Raw genomic sequence first — 18151 nt, forward strand, 5'->3', positions numbered from 1 at the left:
GCTATGAGCACCATCCCCTTTCTCCCGGAACGGCTGAACCACGAGCCTGCGGTATTTCGCGGCCTGACGGTTAGCGAGTTGCTGATAGCGCTGCTGGTCGGGTTGGCTACCGGTGCCATTACTGGAGCCATTCCGGCAATACTGTGGCGTAACTGAAGCCTTATCCCTGGCAGCGCTCTGCCCGGCGGTGCGCTGGCTATCCTCTGCGGCGGGCGCTGGCTGTGGCTGGCAACGCAGAACCTGAGCGACTTCCCGGATGACGCGAAAAAACTGCTCAATATGATTGAGTGGTGGGAGCTACTGGTGATGCCACCCGAGGAGGTGGAACAGGTCAGCCGCTTTAAATCTCTGACGCCAGAACAGCGCCAGCTCCTGCTCAGAGCCACCAAAGCGCCGGGGAAATATACCGAAGGCGTAGTGCTTTCGCCGCGTGTGGAAGCGCTGTTCCGCGTGGTCTCCCCTGCCCTATGGCTGGCGCTGGGGATGACGGAAAAACATGAGAAGGCGGAGCGGATGCGGATTATGCGGGAGTTTGGATGTAGTGAGCTGGAGGCAGCGATGAAGGTGGCAAAAGCTCATGCTATTACCAGCGACGTCACAACATGATGTTGTCGATGTGTTCACATAAATCGCCCGTTCATGAATCATGAACCTGTTTCTGCCATGAACAAACCCGAGCAAATACATATAATTTAATAATGTTAATATTTAAATTTCTGCGTATCCAATCACTAATCGAATACTTACATTCGCTTTATTATTTATTGGACTAATATATCTTACATCAAGAAAAATTATCATAATAATGTACCGTAAATCCATACGCAATGATGTTTTAGGTCTCATTGAGACAGTTGGTCAAAATTATTTTACAATATAATTTGTAACAATTAGGTTATGGTAACACTTATCAAAGTGTCTATTCTCTTGTAAATTACCATCGGTTCCTTTTCTGCAAAAATGATGTAAATTTATATAGGATAACTATATGGCAGACATAGAAGGGATAGCTCGGAGGATATACGATATCGTTGTTTCTCCTGATACAGTTACAGGACTTATCAATGGTGGATTATCTGTTCCTTTAGATTATGGTTATCTGATTTACGGTATCTTTGATACGGATACAAGATATGAACGTGAAACAGAAAGAATCCGTATGATGACCGCTATAAGACACGATATCCTTAACTATGAAAACATCGTTAACGCAGTTAAATTAATCTTTCAATTATTCAATAAATACTTGTCTGAGCCAGAGCAGAATAATGTTTATAGAAGTGTTGGTACTTCCATAGCAGGTAGAATAGGGACAAACACAATTATTTCTTCTATAGCTAAAGCAGTTATAGAAAAGATTTCATTTACTTATGTTGTTTTTAAAGGAAAAATAAACCCAATAACCACTTTAAGTAATCTGTTATTATTTGGTGGAATGGCAGAACGTTCTATCAGAGTATCAGATAGCCTCAGCAACGAAGCACCAGAGATATACGAAGTTTTAAGACCCCGCGACTACGATCTCCTTTATTTTCTGTTTGCCGAAGCGGTGAAACCTTTTGTTGATGCCATCCATACAGGATATACTGAAGGCAGGCCCGTATTCGACCGGATTATGAAGAGAGTGGAAGAACGTTTGAGTACGAATGCTAAGGCCGGGTGATATGTCTAAATTTCTCATCCCCATTATAAATATAATACTTTGTAGCTATATTGTCGCTATATGCTTAATCTGCCTGGTTGAGTTTGATACCTGGCAGGATAAAACAATCGCTGTTACCATTACAATCGGCAGTGCTTATATCATTTCTCTTGTATTGAATATGTTTCTACCCAAAAAGATACGTATATTAGGTGGGATTTTCGATTTCGATTTACTATCAGGCCCATTATTAATTATAGGTGCTATTGCCTGTATAGCTTTGCTTGACCCATGGCCCATGAAGCTTATTGGAATGATCTTGTGGGTAATCGTAATGCTGTGTATACCTTCGTTTATAGATATAGATAAGGAATAATTATGTCAAATCCAGCATATCTTTGGCTAACCGATGCAAATGGCTCCCCTATAATTGGTAGTTCTTTAGTTACAGGGCGTATTGGTGCCATTGAATTAAAAGCGGTAACGCACCACTTATCCATTCCTGTGGATGGAAACACCGGGAGATTAACAGGAACCCGAGTACATACGCCTATTACTGTACAGAAAGATTTTGATAAAACAACGCCCCTTTTGTACAAAGCGCTGAGTGAAAATCAGACATTAAAATCAGCAACCATAAAAATGTATCAGATCCTTGATGCAGGTGTTGAAAGCGAATACTTTAATATTATTTTAGAGAATGTGAAAGTAACTGGAATTACCCCCAACTTATTCCCCGGTTCTGGTACAGGTACACACAGCGAAACTATCCAGTTAAGATATGAGGCCATTACCTGGAAGCATTGCGATGGGAATATCATTTACAAGGACTCCTGGAATCACAGAGCTACAGCATGATACGTTTTGGCCTTATTTATTATTGTTGCAAAGCGGATTAAAAAAATCCTTTTATACTGTGTTGACTAACCAATAAAATAAGGCCATTCATACAATGGCCTTACTTGTGTACAGTTGATTATTTGCTTAATCGCTCCTGCGGCGTTTTCCACTTCAGCAACCGCTCAACCGCCGTATCCTCTGACAAGAACTGCCGGGCCAGTAGCAAACGTTCCATAACCTGAACTTTCTGCTGCTCATCAAGCAGTACTGCATCAGACTCTGCTTCCCGGAAAAACTGCTCCATCCGTTTGTCTTCAGCCCACTGCGCCATAATGGATTTCAGTTCCGTGCGACTGGCATTGTAAGCCTCCTCTTCCTGACGAACCCGCTCCTTTTCCAGATATATGGCGTGTTCCCGCTCCCGCTGAATGCGCCATTCCTCCGCTTTGATTCTGGCCTCTTCTAACTGCTTTGAAATTAGCGGAACAGCGCCCTGCAATGCCGAAATCATTTTCGGGATCTGACTAATCAATCCACACTGCTTTGTCTGCCGGAACTGCACCAGCCATTTTGCGGAAGAATAAGGTGAATAAAGCTGTAGCAAAAATCGCCCGGTAGGCAGTGTATGCTTCGAGACGTGAAGAAAAGGCTCACTGTTTTTTCCACGGATCCACCGCGCCATCTGTTCATCGCGAACATAGCGATTTTTGACTTTCTTCGCCGGTACATATTCCGTCATTTCGGCAAGATTGAACGCAAAATGCATATCGCCAACACAAATAAGACTTGGCGTATAAGGCCGCCATAAATTGTCCCAGCGATACCCTCCCTCTTTTGGATCTTCCTTAATATCGATATCCGCACGATGCATCCTTTCTCCCGGAGTATCCAGCGTTACCCGATATCCCTGTTTTCCCAGAGCATCAAAGAACCGACTCAGGAACTCTATTGCACTATCAAATCCCGTATCAGAAACGTTGAGATCCAGTAATTTCTTTTTCGCTGGCTTGTAATAGCCATCTTCTGTAACCGTGGAGGGTGGCAGATATGTTTTGAGATCATTGATCAGGCCATAGCCATTCCCCGTAACAGGAGTTTGCTTCCGGGTTACTGGAGAATCTGGTTTGGATGCCGTAATGGCGGGAGATTGTACTGATGGGCTGTCATTCTCATGTATCTTTACCGCCTTCCCCTTTTTCAAAGCAGGCAGCGCAGGAATGGCTGGCGCAGCTCCCTTCGCCAGCGCTTTCCAGTAACCGGCAAGCGGCCTCGGTATCCGCATTTCACTGCACCGTCTTGCCAGCAACTCAGTGCTGATGCCATATTGCGCAGCTATGCGCTCCGCAGGCTCGCGCCAGACCAGGTGGTACAGTTTCTCCCGATCCTGGGGCAAAATCTGTACCGCCTCATGTGGATTAATCTCTAACATTGTGTCTCCCTCCTTTAGCCAACATTATCAGAAATCGTTGTCTGCGGATGATTAACAGAAATCACTTTCCACCCCATTAGATTGTAAGCATTTACAAAAAATGTTCTGTTGGCCATACAGAGTTCCTCCACGCCATTTTTCCGCCCTGTGGTAAAGCCTGCATTGATGATATCGGCTCAGGAACATCGCCATGAATCTCCACCGGACATTACTTTGCTTACTGATAATGATGCCGTGCGCAGGTAACGTCATCACTACCCCGGAAATTGCCGCCTCAGCCCTGTCGCCGACGTGCGTAAAATATCAGGTAGTCGGTGTCTGCTACTGGCTGTTCTGCACGCCGTTTGGCTGCTCGGTGCGCACGTCGGTGAAGGTACGTCATTTCCGACCGGATCTGGTGGTATCAGCCTACAGCGATACCGGGCAAAACCCGTGGGCTGAGATGTCGCTACTCAGTTCGCCGCTGCCCGGTATCGCCGAAGCCGGTGGCGATACTAATCCCCGCGCCATCGGCCAGCACAGCAAAATCCGGTTTAAGAACGCCGATGCGATTGGCTTCCCTGCCGGTGATGCGCTGGCAAAATTCTTCGCCCAGTTTGGCTACGTCTGCACCCCGTCGTCACAGCCTTTTCTCCCCTACTTTCTCAGCACGCTGGATGCGCTCGCCTGGCGCAGCGGTGTACCGGAGATGTTCTACCCGGAGGCGTTAACGCCTGGGCTGCGTGAAGTCAGCAAAGATGGCGATATGTGGGGTAATATCTACCCACGAGCCGGGGCGCTCAGCCAGACGCATGACTATAAGGCCGGAGCGGTCATCGCCCAACGCACTGCCGATCTGGTAACGCGCAGTGGTCAGCCGCATGTTTATATTCCGCTGACTGCCACCTCACACGACGGATACTGGCCGCCGGATCCGGTCACAGAAGGCGACAGCAGTAACCACCAGTGGCAGATGCTGGTTCCCAAAAAATCCGCATCCTGCACTATCTTCCCGGATGGCTCTTCCACCGATTCTTACGCCGATAAACTGGCGGAGGATGGCGCATATGTCCGGACGCTGTGGCGGCCCTATAAATGCTGCCCGCGTCGTGGGCAGACCTTTCTCGGCAGTAGCGGAGGTTAATCATGCGCCCGGCATTCTGTCTTTTATTCATCGCCTTTCTCGCCCCGGCGGCTGATAAATACCAGTATCAGCAGCAGGGGGCGATCAGCGACTGGATGTATTACCGCATCGGCGGTGGTGCGGCCATTCCCCCTTCCGCTACCCGGCGTAACACCTTCCCGCTGACGGCAGGTGTAAGCTGGAACAGCGACATGATGTGCGGCAATTTCGATATCGATACCACGGTGCGTAATCAGCTCAACGGCGTGACGGACGGCTTCCAGCAACTGATGGGCGAGGTTATCGAAAGCGCGACCAGTGCGGTCGCCAGCCTGCCTGCGATGGTGATCCAGCGAGCCAATCCTCAGCTCTACGATCTGTTAACCAACGGCGTGCTTCAGGGACGACTCGACTTCGATAAATCACTGTTAAGCTGCCAGAAGATGGCCGGCAAGATGACCGATTATGCGCTCAGTCCGGCATGGACACAGAGCGCTCAGGCGGAAAACTATCAGGGCATTGCGGCCAGCGAAAAAGACGCCGTTCGCGCCGACCAAAGAGCTGCTGAAAAAGCGGCAGAGAAAGGCAAACGCTGGGTTGGTGGCGAACATCGCGGCGGTAAAGGTCAACCGCCCATAAAACTTGTTCGCGATACGACGGTCGCAGGCTACAACATCCTCAATAATCGCAGCGCGACCAGCACCAGTTCAGTATCCAGCAACGACTGTCAGGGTGAACTTTGCCAGGTATGGAGCAAACCCGACGACGCAGCGCAATGGCTGACGCGGGTAGTTGGCGAACAGACCATTAACGTCGCCCCGGATAACGATCAATCCGGCGACACTGACCAGCAAAGCGGCGCACAATCCAGTGTCGGGCTGACGCCGCTGATTCAGGAAGAGCAGGATAAGATCCAGCCGCTGATGGCCCGGCGCACGCTGCTGGCAGGAATGCGCGAACCTAATGTTTCCGATGAAAAAGAAGCACAAACCGCATTGACCCAAACCACCGCCCAGCTCGACCAGGAACTGTCACAGCTTAAGCTGGAACTGGATATGCATCAGGCGCTGGCAGATAACGCGGCGCTCACCATCCTTGAACGCCAGACGATGCGCGCGAAGACCAAAGGCCAGGCTGTCGGCGTAGAAGACGACACCGACAAACGGATGGACGATCTCAGCAAATCCACAGGTGGAGAGACGCAATGAAACGGCTGATACTGTCCGGCTCCCTGCTTCTGGTCTGCATGGCGGTGATGTTTTATCTGGCTGCTGACAATACACCACAGATTAACCGCAGCGACCTGCTGCCCTGGCGCGTAACGCTATACGGCGTGATTTGTGGTGTGGGCTGGCATCTGTACGACCGCTTATCGCCACATCGTCCGGCAATCCGCCGTATCGCGCTGATATTTATCATACTGATTCTGCTCAACGAAATCGTACCGGAGGTGTTCCGGTGACGACCAACAGCTACCTGGAGTACTTTCTGACGCTGCTCGGCTGGGTGGTCAATAACGGGCTGTGGAATGCGATCAGCGCGACCGGATTATTTGCTCTGCCGCTGTTGATTAAGCTGCTGGCGCTGTGGCTACAGGCCAGAAGTCAGGGAGCGGATGAGGGCAACAAAGCCGCGCTGTCCCTGATATGGGCCGAGCACCTGATGTACACCTCGTTGCTGGTCATTATGTTCACCTGCGTGCCACTGCTGAACATCGACCTCGATACCATCAAATATGACACCACGCGATCGAAGCAGTGCGGCATGTCGGTGCCGCAACCCGCCGATACTGGCTATCAGCCGATTATAAACTCGCTGGGCGGTAAAACCGCCGCAGTCCCGGTCTGGTGGTATTTTATTCATGTGATCAGCAAAGGCATCACCAGCGCAACGGTTGCCACCCTTCCCTGCCAGCCGGATCTGCGTCAGATCCGTTTTGAGGTGCAGCACACCCGAATCAAGGATCCAGCGCTGGCACAGGAACTGCGGGATTTTGTCGAGGAGTGTTATGCCCCTTCCCGCGCCCGTCTGAAATTTCGCGCCGGAGAGCTGGACGATGACACCAGTAATGATACTGCCTGGCTGGGATCATCGTACTTTCTCAACACGACGGGTTACTACGATACCGACCATGCACTTTCACCACACAGTACCTGGCCGTACAGCGCACCACGCGACGCCGGGCTGGCCGATACGGGCGCGAGCGGCTATCCCACCTGTAAACAGTGGTGGGCCGACGACACCGTTGGGCTGAAGTCCCGGCTACTGCAATTCCCGGCCCCGGATATCTGGACAGCGTTTAAAAAGATCGGACAGTCACAGGCAGTATATGAAGAGGCCGTGTTGCGCTCGCTGGTTAGTGAACGAAATATGCAGGTATCGCAGAACGGGCGCGTTTACCCCGGTTATGGTGGGAATGTCGATGGCACCGTCGCCAATGCCGCCACCAGGCTGGCATCCAGCGCCGGAAATATCCTCGGCAGCATAGCGGCGTTCCCGGCGTTCGACAGTGTGCGCCAGGCACTACCGATGGTACAGGCGCTGCTGCAAATGGCGCTGGTGATCTGTATTCCGCTGATAACGCTCTGTTCAACATGGGACGTTAAGGTGGTAATGACGCTGACATTTGTGCAGTTCGCACTGTTCTTCCTCACCTTCTGGTGGGAACTGGCGCGGTGGCTCGATAGCTGGTTGCTGGATGTACTCTACAACAGCGATACCCACAGTAGCTGGAATCTGGCCGGGATCCAGAATACGCAGGATGACGTGAATTAATCTGGTGATGGGGTCGATGTTTCTGGTACTGCCAACATTCTGGCTGGGGGCGATGACGTGGGCTGGAGTGAGGGTCGGCGTGGCGGTAAATGGCGCGCTGGCGGGTGGGGTTAAGGTGACGCAGGATAGTGGGGGTAAGGCTGGGGGGATGCTTGGGAGGTGATAACGTTATTCTAGCCGCAAAGTACTGACATCAATTGGGCTGCCATAACTGTATGAATTAGCGATCTTGCGTCAAAGCTCCTGATACTCACTGGGGAAAAAGGCATATGGAGATCATGGTTTAGCTTGTATAGAATGAAGATATTCTTTCTTTAGAGAACATGAAGTTATGAGCGCGATCACATTACGTAAAGCGTTGGGTGTACTTGCGAAGTCATCTTCGTTTTCCGTAACCACCGAGACTCATCGGCAAAAGGATGTGTTCGATGAGCTAAAAGAACAACTCTTTGTTAAACAAGAAATTGAAGAAGAATTACAGCGTTATCTGGATATAGCGAAGCCCGGTGAGATCATTTTTCTATGCGGCAGTAGTGGCGATGGTAAGTCGGAAATATTAACTCGCTGTAAGTCAGCCCCCCGTTATCAGCAGCGGTTTACCTTTCATCTGGATGCAACTCATAGCTTCGCTCCTCAGCAGACAGCTATTGATGCACTGAATCATTTATTTAGCAATCATCATCAAGAATCATCTCCTTTGCTTGTAGGTATCAATACCGGGATGCTCGCTAACTTTGCCAGAGAAGGTGCTGAATGCCATCAAGCGCTTCGTTTAGTGATTGATACATTCCTGGCGGAACAGCAGGAAAGTAGCGGACCTTTTTGTTTTGCATTGGGCATTGTTCATTTTTTGATTTTGAACATTACCCTAAGTTCAGGTTTGATGAAGAACAGCAATACTCACCCTTTATAAAGAAATTATTAAATCATTTAACGGGTGATGATGATAAGAATCTATTTTACACAATTTTTCAACGGGATGAATCAACAGGACATGATTTAAAGACCGTTGCCAACTTCAAACTACTTTGCATGCCCGGCGTTCAGCATGTTTTAATCACCCAGCTTTTTAAAGCCCGGTTAATTAAAGATCAGTTTGTTACAACAAGAACACTGCTTGACTTTTTACATCACCTGCTGACTGGACCAGGATACTTGTTTGACAATCTTTTTAATGGTGCAGAAAATGACCTGATTAAAAAGATTTCTGATTTCGATCCAGCCAGATTGCATACTTATGAACTCGATCAATTTATTTTACGCTATGAGCTTGGATTGGTTGATCCCGAACTTGATGATTTTCTGGAAAAGCTTGAACAATTACATATTACATTTGACCGCCTGTGTGTTAAGCCGGGTGATGCTGCTTCTTTAATTAGGCTCTTCTGGTTACTACAACATGAATCAGTGGGGAATAACTATCACCAAAACTTCTCGGTATTCTTTAAAGAATCTTTATTTGAACGCTATTCAGATATCTGGCATCTACATAAGAACTACACTGCGAATCCGGAACAAAAAAGAGCGCTGAACCGGTTTTATTCTTTTGAACTTATCGCTGGTATCCAGCGGTACGCAAACCGTAAAGCACCTGAACTGAGTACCCAAAAAGAAGAGTTCTTTTTAGGCGAATTTGGTGGGGTTAAAATCACGGCACCAGTCGCGCTAAAACCAGACTGGGATGCTATTCTCAAGAAAAACACAGCTCATCCGACCTGTTTCGACGTTCATTTAAAAGTGGGCCAGAATTCGCTGGAGCCTATTCGTATCGGTCTTAATTTATTTGAGTTATTGAGCAAACTCAATAATGGTTATCGTCCTAATAAATATGACAAAAGCGCGATTGTATTACTGGATGAAATCGTTGAACTGATCGCAGAACAGGCCAAATCCAGCAGCGAAATCAAATTTTATGATGGCGTGCAGCGGGTTTACAGTGCAAGAGCGGACGACGACATGATCACTATCAGCGGCATGGAGGGATAACATCATGTATCCCATTGCAACAAAATTAAAAGTTGGCAACAACCAACTGGATAGCTACCTACCGATACGCAATAAGAACAATAATATTGACTGGCAAATTGTCACCGGTCTGGTACTAAGCTATGCCGTGAAATACAAAATCGACACTTACAATCTCGAACAATTTCGCGAAGATTGCAAAGCCCACCTACAAATATTAATTGATGAGCAAGGTTTCTGGCCGGTACTGGAGCGGATGTATTTTTCCAGTCAGGATATCTTTCGTGTCTCTCCGCTTTTCTTGCTTTTTCACGCCCAGTTTGATGCTGAAAAAATAAGCGCCGGTTCCGCAGCAGACAAACGTCTTGGAACACTGTTTGCCAATTTAATGAGGGGTTTTAGCCTTAACCATCCGATACAAGATAAGTTGAATTTTATCGAACAAGAAATGCTGAATAAGCTCAATACTAGATTAACACGGCTGGGAGAAGGCCCATTTGCAAAAGAGCAACCTTATTTACCCTATCTGGTGACATGTTTTCAGTCTGATTTAGCATTTCTGGCAGATCATCCACAATATCTTTTGCAGGAGTTGACCAATACCCTGCGTTTGTACGCCTTTAGCTGGTGTGCTCAGTTGGCGCTCAACCTGGACTACTGGCGGGATGGTGAGCCGCAAAGTAGATCACTGTTTTTTATCCTTGATACTGAGAAAGCTAGCTCAGAGCGTGACCAGATTAAGCGCTTTGGTTATAAGTGGTTTGCCAGCCAAAGCGAAAAACTTTTCCCGATACTTTCCGCACTGGAGGTTTTGCAGTGGGGTAAAGGAGAGAGAAAACGCCCTCTCTGGCAGGTATATCAAGATTGTTTAAATTATTCAGATACATCGAATCAAGTACTGAATGAGCTTAATGATTACATACAGAAGTTTATCAGTAAGGAGGAGCGAGATCTTCCTGAACGCGATCGAGCTACAAACCTGGAAGAGACCTTCAAACAATTATTATCCGTTGCCGTTGAACAATTTCAGGGTAAAAAATCTGAACGAGCATCAGTAAATCGTAAATACATTAACGAGCTGGAAAGCCAGATTTGTACTGACTTCATTCAGGTTCGTGGCCGGGCGGGGAAAGTGCTGGTGCTAAATCAGGATCGGCTGCTGTTACTGACCAACCTTACCGTGGGTAAAAACAAAAAACTCCGGTTGCATGAACTGCTACGTGGTTTTGAGCAACGCGGATTTTATCTGGATAACCAGTCCACACAAATGCTGGTTGCGTTTTATGAACGCATGGGGAACGTGGAGCGAATGAGTGACAGTGGAGACGCCGTATATGTCCGTGAAACAGTATGAAACCTATCTGGCAGAAACCTTCATTGAATGGGTTAGCAGCACCATCCAGCCGGGTGAGCGCTACCAGTTTAAATCTCCCGATCCCGATAACGCCTTAAAGCTCTGGCAGGCTTTCGTCTCCTTAGCGAATGGAAATAAATTAGAAATTGCACCGGGACAGCACCTTACCTGCGTCCAATGTAATGGCATCCAGCTTATTCCAGTACTGCACGGCACGACAGCTCCTGCGTTTACAGAAAACTATATTTCCCATCTGCGCGATCAGGTTTCCGGCCGCAACGGAGTTTTTGCCCAGACGGCATTGTTGATTATCCATAACAGCATGCTGGATACCTTGCTCAATAGTACCAAAGATGTGGCTGCGCCTGATGCTATCTGGCATCCCGAGACCTTCCGTCATCAACTCGAAAAGTTGATCACAACGGACAGTGCCCGTTCTCAAGTGTCCCGCTGTTTGCTGGGCGATCAATTGACAACAATACTGGATGAAGGAGCAACCGTATTTGGTTTTTCATCGTTATACCGTCTGCTGGATGACGGTAAGCTGGATTTCTCCGAGCTGAAGTTATTCAACGATAATAATCTGCTGAATTTTAGTGATAAACAGTTACGCGCCCGGTTAAACGAAAACCAAAAGTTATATCGCCAGATAGAGGACAGTATTGAGCGTTATAGCGGGCAACTGGAGAATGTCCTGACTGAATTTAGTACAAAATTCATTCAGGAGCATTTCGTTGACAAAGACGACTGGCGTGAACTCGATTTTTCTGTCTATCTGGATGAAAAGACGCAGAACAGCGAACAGAAACTGGTGCTGGAAAACATTGTCGTTGAAAGCGGTGTAGTCTGGCAAAGAGCCAAAAGTGCCAGTAAAGCGGGTAAACGAGATATCAGCGTCCTGGTACAAGTTCAGCCTGGACAGTCCCAGGTTGAGCTGGAATTTATCTTTCAGGGTAACGACCTTCAGGACAATCAGATAAAAATTGCTCATCATCGCCAGTTACAGAAAGAACGATTCTGGCGTATCAGCCGGCACTCTAAAATTCTGGCGTCAGTGCCTTTCGATGGTCGGCCCTGCTTCTTTAGCCTCGAAATAATCAATCGCAATAATTCGGCGGAAGAGTACAAGTTTCGCCTATTGTTAGTTGAACAAGGGCAATTCTGGCTTAATGAAATCCAGCATTGTTATCGTATTGAACCAGGTAAAGGCCAACTGACTCTACAACTGGAAGATAACGAGTTACGTATTGCCGAGACCGGCGACCAGACTTGTTTACTTGATGAAGAAAGTGATGATATTGATTGTCGGCATTATGCACTCGTTAATTTTGAAACGTTGGCGAATCAAAGTGAGCTGATCAAATTTGCGCTGATTTCAGGTGATTCCCGTTTGTTGTTTAACATTGAAGGGCCTGGCGCAGAGGAAGGATTAACACTGCCCCTGCTTTTTGATCAGAGCCGCTTCAATAAACTCTTCAAAGAAGAAGGGAATGCAACCTGGAACCGGATGAAAGGTCGCGTCATTCTGGACAATATCGAACATAATGTGGTCGGTGTACGCCAGCAGTTGCTTATGCAGGAATCCTCCCTGATCGAGCATAATCTGCTCAGCACAGGTAGTAACAATAGCGAGTTTGCACTGGACGAACTTCAGGCTAGCTATCCCGACCTCCATAATGCATACCACCAACTGTTTGTTTACTATCAACACCGAAATACCCTGCCAAGTCTGGTGTCATGGTCAGCGGAATATCGTGCGTTAGTCAGTCACATGATCGCTACTTTTGAACAGGCGTTACAGCAAATCGGTCTGAGCAGAGCATTGACTGCACAAGAGAAGCGTCTGCTACATCTGGGGATTTGCCGTGGCGACAATTATGAACGCCTCTCGCCTTTGCATCCCCTGGTGCTGGCTTACCATTTGCAGTTGGCGGAAACTATTATTGCGGAGCCAGGAGACTCTACATCAGCCTCTTTCGCTTCATTACCGCAGATTACTCTCGATCGTCTGGTTGTTTCTGGCTTAATGCCATTTGTGTATCACAGCGAACATGAATACGCACAGTTACAACCGATGGCGGAAAACCGCTTCTGGATAGACATTGTTCCCCAGCGTCAGATGAGCCATGAATATGTTAAGCGTCTGGTTAAAGACAAGCTCAACGAATTTACAGATGCCTATTCCCGATTGTTCCAGAGTGCAGGAAATAATGCGCTGGTGATTAATGCCATTAATCTGGGAGATACCAGAGAGCTATTCCTGGGGCTGGTTGAGTATTTTAAGCAGGAAAAAGATGGCGCAATTTCGATACATGTAAACTGCTACGACGAACGCCTGCTACCCAATGCCTTTGATCGCTTTGCCGAAAGTGGCAGCTATGAACAACTTAAAAATGATCTTAGCCTGAACAGTGGCGCATGGCGTGCTGAAGCCGATATGTTAATCGATCTACTGCGTAGTCGCTTAACATTCAGCAAATTTGTCCTGCCGCCGGAAAGCGATAAGCTGGCTTACGCCCATCTGGCATTTTTCACCAATACAGCACCGGTTGACTGCCGCCAGATTCGCATTGAAGATGCCGCCAGCGGGGTGCTATGCCATGGGCTTATTGCGGGCGAAGGTGCAGAAACTCAGGGCGATGCCTACTTTACTGCTTTTGGGTTACGTAATGTCGATACTGAACCTTATTGCGCCCTACGCCTTGCCCGCTTGTTGGGTTGTCTGTGGCAACCGGCACGACAGAGCAACAGCCAATATCACGGTCAGGGGATTAGTCTGGCAGTCAGCGGTAACTTTAAGCAGTTACTCAACCGCTCTTATGATAGTTCTCTCTGGACTACAATTATCGACCCTAAGGTCACCCTCGATTTCTTTACCAGTCAAAAAGATGTCGTGCTGATTCATTACTCTGACCAGTATACCAGTTGTGCAGGTTATGACGCCGTAACCGTCACAAAACAGGTTGAGTTGTTCTTGCGTCTGCTTCAGACAGGAAATCAAGCCGGGCAATCCACCGTTGATAGCCAGCAACTGCTTGCTGAATTTAATGCCTTTAACGGCGAGTGGTTGTTGAAAATGTTGCGCTCAAATGAGAAGGAGCGCAAAGAGAAACACGGCATTATCGGTGCATACAAATTCGTACAGTCGATGCTGCAGCAGTCAGATATTTGCTGGGTTCCACTGTCCGTAGCTGAGATGATCCGCGTGTCTGGCAATGTCGGGCTGAGAATGAAAGAAAGCGATTTATCCCGCCATTTACAGGGTTATCAGAAAGGAGCGATCTCTGACGATGTGCTCTTTGTCGGCTTCAAAGATAACAACCTGTATCTGTTACCACTTGAAGTAAAAACAGGGGCTCGCCCCGATTACAACCATGCGGGGCAGCAAGCCCGCGAGCTAAAACGCTATTTACAGCAAGATATTCTTGGGCCGCAAACTCTGGCATCACAACTATACCGGGCACTTTTTATCCGCCAGGTATTAATGCAGGTAGAGAAGTTGCGTCTATACGGTGTGTTGGATAACGACAAGCTATCCCCTCTCCTGGAACGACGCGAATGGTGGCTCACTGGCGACTATAAGCTGGGCGAACTTACTGACTATGTTGATGGCTTTGTGGTAGCGCATGTAGACAGTAAGACCTGCTTTGTAGTCTCTTATAAAAAGACTACAGAGAATATTCTACAGATCGAAATCCCCTTCTCATTGCTACCATCGTTAATTGCAGCGCAGGGAGATCAACCTCCTCTAGCTGAAATCCATTTGGCACCTGAAAAATATCGGCTTAAGCCAGCCTGTGATATGAGTCCGTCACAACCAACACAGGTGACAACACAGGCTGATTCGCAGACTAATTCAATACCGGAGTCTCCACAGCCTGAAGCATCAACTCTACCGACTGATAATGTCAACAACATGCCATTACAGGTCTTGTTTGGCCATGATGTTCTGCGCCAAAGTCCGTTGTACTGGGCGCCAACCAACACCGCGAAGTTCATGAATACCAATACCGGCATTATTGGAACGATGGGTACTGGGAAAACCCAGTTTACTAAATCGCTGGTTACGCAACTAATGCGCAATCAGTCCTGCAACGTTGATGGTAAACCGATTGGCCTGCTGATCTTCGACTATAAATCCGACTATGTGGATGATGCGTTTCTGGAAGCTACGGGAGCTAAGAGATACCAGCTATCGTTGTTACCTTACAATCCGTTATCGTTATTTGGTGATATGCCCATGCTACCGAGGCATACGGCCATGGCATTCGCTGAAACGATGGGCAAAGCGTATAACCTTGGCGTAAAACAACGCATGAAGCTGGTTACGCTAATAATGGAGTGCTATGACTTAGCAGGAATAGTGCCCCATGATCGCTCAACATGGAATCGCGTAGCGCCGACTATTGAAGATGTGTGGCAGCAATACCTAGCACAAGAGAAAGTCGATGAAGATTCATTATATGCTGCGCTTTATAATCTGGCAGGTTTCCAGATATTTGAAACGAATCCAGAGAAAATGACCAGTTTGTATGATCTGGTTGATGGCGTCACTGTTATTGAACTCGCTGGTTATCCATCAGAGATTCAAAACCTAGTGGTTGCACTGACACTGGATCTCTTTTACGCACAGATGCAAAAGCGTGGAAAACCGACGGTGCGAGGAGATTATCGCCAGCTAACCAAAATGATTCTCGTCGATGAAGCCGATAACTTTATGCGCCAGGATTTTGCCAGCCTACGTAAAATTCTTAAGGAAGGTCGCGAGTATGGTGTTGGTGCTATACTATCAACACAAGAAATTACCCACTTCAAAACAGGCGAGAATAATTATGCTTCTTATATTCTGACTTGGGTGATTCATAGAGTTTCTGAGATAAAAAATGCTGATATCAAAGCAGTATTTAACATTGATGAGAAAGGCGAACAGGAGTCTTTGATGGGGCAGATTAGGCAGCTTGATAAGCATTTCAGCCTATATATAGATGGGGATAAAATAGTAAAAAAAATGCGGGATAAGGCATTTTGGGAGTTAATTTCATGAATAACGAATCGAAGTTAAGAAAAATACTTCCATGCTTAAAGTATTACTTATCAATAAATAGACTAAAAATTGATGAGAAAGGGTATTTTAAATATTGGTTTTTATTATGGAATTTTTTCCTATCGGTAATATATGAAGTATTTCAAAATCCAAAATTTATATTCTCTTTTTTAGTAATCATGCTCATATCTAGTGCGGGTATATGGGCACCATGGCTATACTCTTTAGACCTTTCGCCTGTCTGTGAAACAATAGTGCCAACAAATGCTATTGTCACAACAACATCGGGAGGCATTATACATTCAGATAAAATAGTTGAATCTGTTAATGTAGTTTGTCTGTATATCTCATCTCTTGATATCACTCTTTTCCAGAATTTTTCACTATTTATGTTTAACTTAGGGCTATTGGGTGGAATTGCTGCTGAGTTTTTCATACAAAAAAAAGACAATACAGAATGTGAAGAGAAGATTAGCTTTAACAATTTGGAAACTGATGAAAGTAGTGATAGCCGAGTAAAGGAATATGCAGGCTTCTTCCTGTGGGTTGTAGCATTTATCCTGTCATTCTTTGCATTGAAGAACCCAACAGGAGATTCTCCTCAGGTATTCTGGGGGGGATTATTATCTATTGCCTTATGGATATTTACGAATATCAGAAAAAAGGAATACACCGTAAAAACAGATGTAAACAACCTGATTGGTGGCATGATTCTGAATAGTGATAAATTACCAGGTACGGGACTCGAAGAGGCGACAAATCCTTCAAACCATTCCGTTACTAAACTAAATGGAGATGGCCTAGAATGAGCGAATACCATGAATTTTCAGCAATGAAAGTGTCCCAGCCATTTGCTGATTATTATGCTTGTGTCATACCATCCGATACTCTTAAAGAAATAAGTTTTTCACTCGAGGCTGAGAATGTAAATGGAAAAATCCAAGGTGTTCAGCGATTACTGAATAATAAAAGATTACACGAAATATCAAAATTCATTGATGGAGAGTCAGCTGCTTTTCCTAACTCGATAATTCTTGGTGCTAATTTTCTGAAATCGGGTAGATATGCTGAAGAAAGCGAAAGATGTTTAGTCGAGCCCACAACTACAGAGAATCTTTATACAATAAAGATCCCTAAGAACTCAGAGGTCCTTTCTATTATTGATGGACAGCATCGCTTGTATGCCTTTGAATATGCTGAAACTAAAATGGATCTCCTTTGTGCTATTTATATTGACCTAGCCATGCCTTATCAAGCTTTTTTATTTTCAACAATAAATTATAATCAAGGGAAAGTTGACAAAAGTTTAGCATATCAATTATTTGGTTATGAACTCGATAATGAAGAACCTATTAATTGGCCACCAGAAACACTCGCTGTTTATCTTGTTCGGCTTTTCAATAGCGAACAACCTTTATTAAACAGGATAAAATATAGAACAGCAGATGAAGCATATAAAAAAAATAACACAACTTCTTGGCGCGTTTCTACAGCCTCTATTGTGGAAGCTATACTTTCTCTGATAAGCAAAAACCCTAAAGATGATCGCTATTTGATGAACTCAAAGCGATATGCAGGAGAAAACACTATATATGGAAGAGGTATCCTTAAAGATGATGCGGAGTATCCATTAAGGAAATTATATATTCAGGGGAATGATAGAGCAATACAAGAAGTGCTATCTTTAGCTCTGGAAGCCACCGATAATATTTTCTGGAAAGATCTAGATGATGATAACTTTCTCAAAAAAACAGTTGGTATTGCATGCATATTTAAATTCTTAAAAACCGTTTTACTAAAGCATGGTGTGTCTAGACAAGTCATAAATGATAATTTCACAAATTATCTTAATAAAATCAAACAGGAAGAAGATTTCTCTGACTCCACTCTTTACCCATCATCAACAAAAGGGATGAATGAGGCGTATAAAAGGATGCTAACTTTGACTGGATTATAATTAATTCTCAATTATGAGCATCTATCTTTTGTAGATATTCTGA

Annotated in this window: 12 protein-coding genes and 3 pseudogenes; 14 read left to right on the top strand and 1 reads right to left on the bottom strand. The window is 46.1% G+C overall.

Annotation, left to right across the window (positions count from 1 at the left end; genetic code table 11):
* Nucleotides 1–3 precede the first annotated feature (3 nt).
* The 5 genes and pseudogenes from F4V72_RS24240 to F4V72_RS10945 all read left to right on the top strand — a co-directional run bounded on the left by F4V72_RS24240 (nucleotide 4) and on the right by F4V72_RS10945 (nucleotide 2500).
* Entirely contained in the window at nucleotides 4–156 is a 153-nt protein-coding gene (locus tag F4V72_RS24240; RefSeq protein ID WP_172953617.1) for a DUF3487 family protein, read from the top strand.
* Between the two features lie 54 nt (nucleotides 157–210).
* Nucleotides 211–606 (top strand): annotated as a pseudogene (locus F4V72_RS24245) (conjugative transfer ATPase); the annotation flags it as partial.
* Between the two features lie 382 nt (nucleotides 607–988).
* Nucleotides 989–1663 (top strand): hypothetical protein, encoded by a 675-nt coding sequence (locus F4V72_RS10935; RefSeq protein ID WP_079796223.1) that lies wholly within the window; start codon nucleotides 989–991, stop codon nucleotides 1661–1663.
* A gap of 1 nt (nucleotide 1664) precedes the next feature.
* Complete coding sequence (locus F4V72_RS10940) at nucleotides 1665–2018, top strand: hypothetical protein (protein ID WP_136058514.1); 354 nt, start codon at nucleotides 1665–1667, stop codon at nucleotides 2016–2018.
* Between the two features lie 2 nt (nucleotides 2019–2020).
* Nucleotides 2021–2500: an Hcp family type VI secretion system effector gene (locus F4V72_RS10945; RefSeq protein ID WP_000070035.1), complete on the top strand. Its 480-nt coding sequence runs from the start codon at nucleotides 2021–2023 to the stop codon at nucleotides 2498–2500.
* A 118-nt stretch (nucleotides 2501–2618) separates the two neighbouring features.
* On the opposite strand, the gene F4V72_RS10950 is transcribed toward F4V72_RS10945, so the two are convergent.
* Nucleotides 2619–3911: a hypothetical protein gene (locus F4V72_RS10950; RefSeq protein ID WP_070803962.1), complete on the bottom strand. Its 1293-nt coding sequence runs from the start codon at nucleotides 3909–3911 to the stop codon at nucleotides 2619–2621.
* Between the two features lie 190 nt (nucleotides 3912–4101).
* Between F4V72_RS10950 and F4V72_RS10955 the strand changes: the two genes are divergently transcribed.
* The 9 genes and pseudogenes from F4V72_RS10955 to F4V72_RS10995 all read left to right on the top strand — a co-directional run bounded on the left by F4V72_RS10955 (nucleotide 4102) and on the right by F4V72_RS10995 (nucleotide 18108).
* Entirely contained in the window at nucleotides 4102–5034 is a 933-nt protein-coding gene (locus F4V72_RS10955) for a TIGR03756 family integrating conjugative element protein (RefSeq protein ID WP_079796224.1), read from the top strand.
* 2 nt (nucleotides 5035–5036) lie between these two features.
* Entirely contained in the window at nucleotides 5037–6221 is a 1185-nt protein-coding gene (locus tag F4V72_RS10960) for an integrating conjugative element protein (protein ID WP_136058515.1), read from the top strand.
* A complete protein-coding gene (locus F4V72_RS10965) occupies nucleotides 6218–6475 on the top strand; it encodes a hypothetical protein (RefSeq protein ID WP_070803964.1) in 258 nt (85 codons plus the stop codon). Before F4V72_RS10960 ends, F4V72_RS10965 begins: the two co-directional genes overlap by 4 nt.
* Nucleotides 6472–7951 (top strand): annotated as a pseudogene (locus F4V72_RS10970) (conjugal transfer protein TraG N-terminal domain-containing protein). Before F4V72_RS10965 ends, F4V72_RS10970 begins: the two are co-directional and overlap by 4 nt.
* Before the next feature lie 168 nt (nucleotides 7952–8119).
* Nucleotides 8120–9774: pseudogene (gene dptF, locus F4V72_RS10975) on the top strand (DNA phosphorothioation-dependent restriction protein DptF).
* 4 nt (nucleotides 9775–9778) lie between these two features.
* Nucleotides 9779–11107 carry a DNA phosphorothioation-dependent restriction protein DptG gene (gene dptG / locus F4V72_RS10980; protein ID WP_136058516.1) on the top strand — a complete coding sequence of 443 codons (1329 nt, stop codon included), beginning with the start codon at nucleotides 9779–9781 and terminating at the stop codon, nucleotides 11105–11107.
* A complete protein-coding gene (gene dptH, locus F4V72_RS10985) occupies nucleotides 11088–16151 on the top strand; it encodes a DNA phosphorothioation-dependent restriction protein DptH (RefSeq protein ID WP_136058517.1) in 5064 nt (1687 codons plus the stop codon). Before dptG ends, dptH begins: the two co-directional genes overlap by 20 nt.
* Nucleotides 16148–16960, top strand: a complete 813-nt coding sequence (locus tag F4V72_RS10990) for a hypothetical protein (protein WP_136058518.1) — start codon at nucleotides 16148–16150, stop codon at nucleotides 16958–16960. Before dptH ends, F4V72_RS10990 begins: the two co-directional genes overlap by 4 nt.
* Entirely contained in the window at nucleotides 16957–18108 is a 1152-nt protein-coding gene (locus F4V72_RS10995; RefSeq protein ID WP_136058519.1) for a DGQHR domain-containing protein, read from the top strand. The genes F4V72_RS10990 and F4V72_RS10995 overlap by 4 nt, the downstream gene beginning before the upstream one ends.
* The last annotated feature ends 43 nt before the right edge of the window (nucleotides 18109–18151 follow it).

It is taken from the genome of Salmonella enterica subsp. diarizonae (assembly GCF_008692785.1).
GTDB classification, from domain to species: Bacteria; Pseudomonadota; Gammaproteobacteria; order Enterobacterales; family Enterobacteriaceae; genus Salmonella; species Salmonella diarizonae.